The following is a 3,513-nucleotide window of genomic DNA, read 5'->3' as shown; positions in this document are numbered from 1 at the left end:
CAGGCCCGCGCGCAACGCCTCGGCGGCGAGGTCGCGCGCCCTGGCCGCCGCGTAGAGCCGGCCGCGGCCCTCCGTGGTCTCGGCGGCGCGCACGACCACCGGCAGCGGCTCCGGCACCGGTGGGCCGAGCCGCCGTCCGCGCCAGAGCGCCAGCAGGACGAGCGCGATGAGGATCTGCAGGCAGGTCAGCCAGAAGCCGGGCCCGAGCAGGTCCGCGACACCGTCGCCGTCGGCCGGGTCGGTGAGGACCTGCTCCTGGATCACCCAGTCCAGGTGGGGGTGGCGGGCCAGCAGGCCGAGAGCGAGCGCGGCGTTGCCCTCGCGGTCGAGATCGGCGTTGGTGAGGAAACCCGCCCCGCCGAGCAGCACGAGCCGTCCGGCCCAGCCCGGCGCCGTCATCACGGCCAGCGGAGCACCGCCGGCGGAGGACGCGTAGCAGAACGTGGCCGCGACGCCGGCCGCGCGCCCGTCGGGAGCCTCCTTGGGCCGGTCGTAGAGGACCGAGCCGGAGATCGTCGCGCGGCCGGCGGTACGGGCCTCGGCGAGCTCGCAGGCCGGGGTCTTCGCGCCGGGCAGGGTGATCCCGTCGACGGTGTCGACGGGCACGTCCAGCGTGGCCAGCACGCCGGAGTCGGCCCCCACCAGCACCACGTCAGCGCCGTCCGCGGCGAGCCGACGCAGGTTCTCGAGGGTGAAACGATCGAGCCGGCCCGGCCTGATCACGACCATCGTCAGGTCGGCGGCCTCGCCGGGGGCGCTCAGCGCGTCGATCACGTCGTCGCGGGAGGTGACGTCGACCCCGCGGTGGCGCAGGATCTCGGCCAGCGCCATCGTGCCGGCGGGCGCCGGCGACCTGGCGTCGAGGGACTCCTTGCCGCCGGCCGGCCCGCCGATCGCCACGGCGATCAGGGAGTAGACGAGGACGACCACGCCGACCACGGCGAGCGCGATCGTCACCCGTCGCCGCGTGGCCGGGCGCGGCCCGGTCGGCTGGAACGTCGAGCCGGTAGCCGAGGGGCCGCCCGGCCCGCCGGCGCCAGGCGTCCCGTCCTGCTGGGCCCGCCGCGCCGGAGGCGAGGCGGGGGCGGTCGGGGCGGTCATGCGGGCACCGCGTGGGTGGGGCCGGAGGGGTGGTCGTCGTGGGCCGGGCGGCGGACGTTCGCGAGCGCGTCGTCGGCCCGGACGACGGCCTGGTACGACTCGGGGCCCGCCGGCCCGCCGCCGTACCAGACGTCGCTGAACACGGCCACCGCGACCCGCAGCTCGTCGATGCCGGTCGTCGTGACCGCGGTCATCTCCATGACCAGTTCGCCGGCGGTGCGGCTGGCTCTCGGGTCGAGCACACCCTTCTCCTCCAGCATCCGCACCACGGCGCGCAGCCGGGAGCGGACCGCCTCGGCGTGGCGGCCGGCACCGGCGTGCTCCTCGGCCTCGGCGCGCAGCGCCCGGGCGGTCAGCGTGCTCGCGAGATCGGTCTCGTCCGAGCGGTTCCTGGCCGCGCGGCGGACCGGGCCGAGCCACAGCCGCAGCACGACCGCCAGCGCGACCAGCACCAGCAGTACCGCGAAGATGCCGAGCCCGGTGTAGTTGCTACCGCCGGGCTGGTGGGCGGTGGGGTCGAGCCAGTCGAAGATCTGGCCCAGCTTGTGGTTGATCCAGTCGACGAGGCGGTGCAGCCAGTTCGGCGAGTGGCGGCCGTCCTGACGGCCGTAGATGTCGCGCGAGAGCTCCCGGCGCGCCTCGTCCTGGGCGCCCTCGCGGGTGACGGGGCCGCCGAGCGTCGCCATCAGGACCACCCACCGTGGTGCGGCCACCCGCTCTGGCCCGGCACCGGCGCCTGGGCCGGCGGCCAGGCACCGGCCGGCGGGAGGCCGGGAACCGGAACACCGGGAAATGGGGCACCGGGAACCGGGACGCTGGCGGTCGGGAAGCCGGCGGTCGGGAAGCCGGCGGCTGGCGGAGCGGCCGCCGCTGCGACGACGTCCGTGGCACCGGTGGCGGCGGCGCGCGCGAGGGCGACGTCGAGGGCCTCCCGGCGGATGCGCCGGTCGATGTAGAGGACCGCGATGACGCCGGCGAGCACGGGGGTGACGATCGTGACGACCAGGAGGCTCCCCAGGGCCTGGATGACGAGGCCGGCGACGCTTGGATGCCCGGAGGACTCGCCGAGCGACGACGACGCGGGCGCGGTGAACAGGGCGATCGGCACGCTCACGACGAGTACCAGCGTTCCGGCGATCACCCCGGCGAGTAGCAGGATGCCGAAGGTTCGCCACCAGGCGCCCCGGATCAGGTAGCGCGAGCGGCGCAGCGCCCCCGTGACCGTTCCGCCCTCCAGCGCGTACACCGGGGTGGCGAAGCAGAACAGCACCCCCAGCCAGACCGACACCACGCCGACCGTGGCCAGGCCGAGAATCATCAGCACCGTGACCAGCAGGGCCAGCCCCGCCAGCCCCGGCAACCGGGGCGCGACCCGACGGACCGCTGCCCCGAGGTTGATCCGGGACCCGCCGGCGGGTCCCGAGCCGAGGCTGGCCTCGGCGACGACGACCGCCAGCACCCCGGCCAGCAGGATCACCAGCATGACGTTGAGCCCACGCAGAACGACCTGAAGCAGCGCATAGAAGGCGAACGACGTGTCCTGGGCCAGGAGCTCCATGATCGCGCCGATGGTCTCGAACACCGCGCCGGTGACGAGGGTGAGCCCGAGCGTCGCGCCCGGGTTCGTCCGCATCGTCACGAACGCGCCGTCGAGGATCTCGCTGACGTTCAGCGGGCGCAGGGGCACCACGCCCGTGGCGGCGCTGGCCGGGCGCCCCGCCGGCCGGCGGAACGCGCCCCGGCGGGCGCCGTCCGCGCCGTCACCGCCGACGAGCTCGGAACCCGGCGCCGACCAGCCAGCTCCCGGGGCTCCCGGGGCGTTCTGCCCCCATCCGTCCGGGCCAGGGGCGGGCACTGGGCTCCAGCCCCCCGCTCCGGGTGGCGGGCCTGCCGGCGCGGTCGGGCCCCATGGACCGGGGCCCCACAGGCCGGGCCCCCACGGGCCGGGTACGGGCTGGCCGGGGCCGGGCGGGGGCGGCGGCGGATACGGGCCGGCGACCGGTCCACCTACGGCCATGCGCGCTCCCGTCGTCCCGGATGATCCGTCACATCCTTTCAGAGCCCGGTGCGGCCGGTATCGGCGCCGTCGGGCGGCCGACGTCGCGGGCCCTCCATGTTCGTCCACAGGAATCGGGCCGAGGCGGCCCGCCACCGTGGGTTGTCCACAGGGCGGGCACCGGGCCTGGCGCGGGACCGGGCGCTGGCCGATGCTGCGCGGGTGACCGGATCACAGCGCCGCGGCGGGTGGGCGTACTCGGCCGCTCGCGGGCGGGCACACGCCGCGTTCGGCACCCTGGCGGATCTGGTGCTGCCACGGGCCTGCGCCGGCTGCGGGCGCGCCGGCGCCGCCGTGTGCGCGGCGTGTGCCGTGGCGCTGACCGGTCCTCCGATCCTCGCCGCCCCGGGCAGTGC

The 3,513-nt window shown here is 76.5% G+C and carries 3 protein-coding genes and 1 pseudogene; 1 reads left to right on the top strand and 3 read right to left on the bottom strand.

Annotation, left to right across the window (positions count from 1 at the left end):
- The 3 genes from FRCN3DRAFT_RS41985 to FRCN3DRAFT_RS41980 all read right to left on the bottom strand — a co-directional run.
- The coding region (locus tag FRCN3DRAFT_RS41985; protein WP_007520630.1) for a DUF4350 domain-containing protein at positions 1–1,101 on the bottom strand (1,101 nt) is incomplete at its 3' end.
- On the bottom strand, positions 1,098–1,787 hold the full coding sequence (locus FRCN3DRAFT_RS0200645; protein ID WP_007520628.1) for a DUF4129 domain-containing protein: 690 nt from the start codon (positions 1,785–1,787) through the stop codon (positions 1,098–1,100). The genes FRCN3DRAFT_RS41985 and FRCN3DRAFT_RS0200645, both read right to left, overlap by 4 nt.
- Positions 1,787–2,956, bottom strand: a complete 1,170-nt coding sequence (locus FRCN3DRAFT_RS41980) for a hypothetical protein (protein ID WP_051466095.1) — start codon at positions 2,954–2,956, stop codon at positions 1,787–1,789. Before FRCN3DRAFT_RS41980 ends, FRCN3DRAFT_RS0200645 begins: the two co-directional genes overlap by 1 nt.
- Before the next feature lie 363 nt (positions 2,957–3,319).
- Between FRCN3DRAFT_RS41980 and FRCN3DRAFT_RS55735 the strand changes: the two are divergent.
- Positions 3,320–3,513, top strand: a pseudogene (locus FRCN3DRAFT_RS55735) (hypothetical protein); the annotation flags it as partial.

Source organism: Pseudofrankia saprophytica (assembly GCF_000235425.2).
GTDB lineage: Bacteria > Actinomycetota > Actinomycetes > Frankiales > Frankiaceae > Pseudofrankia > Pseudofrankia saprophytica.
The sequence above is the reverse complement of the archived record's forward strand: the minus strand, read 5'-3'. Positions and strand labels throughout refer to the sequence as shown.

Coding starts and splice junctions, on each gene's coding strand:
- FRCN3DRAFT_RS0200645 (WP_007520628.1), bottom strand. CDS start 1,787: ATGGCGACGCTCGGCGGCCCCGTCACCCGCGAGGGCGCCCAGGACGAG.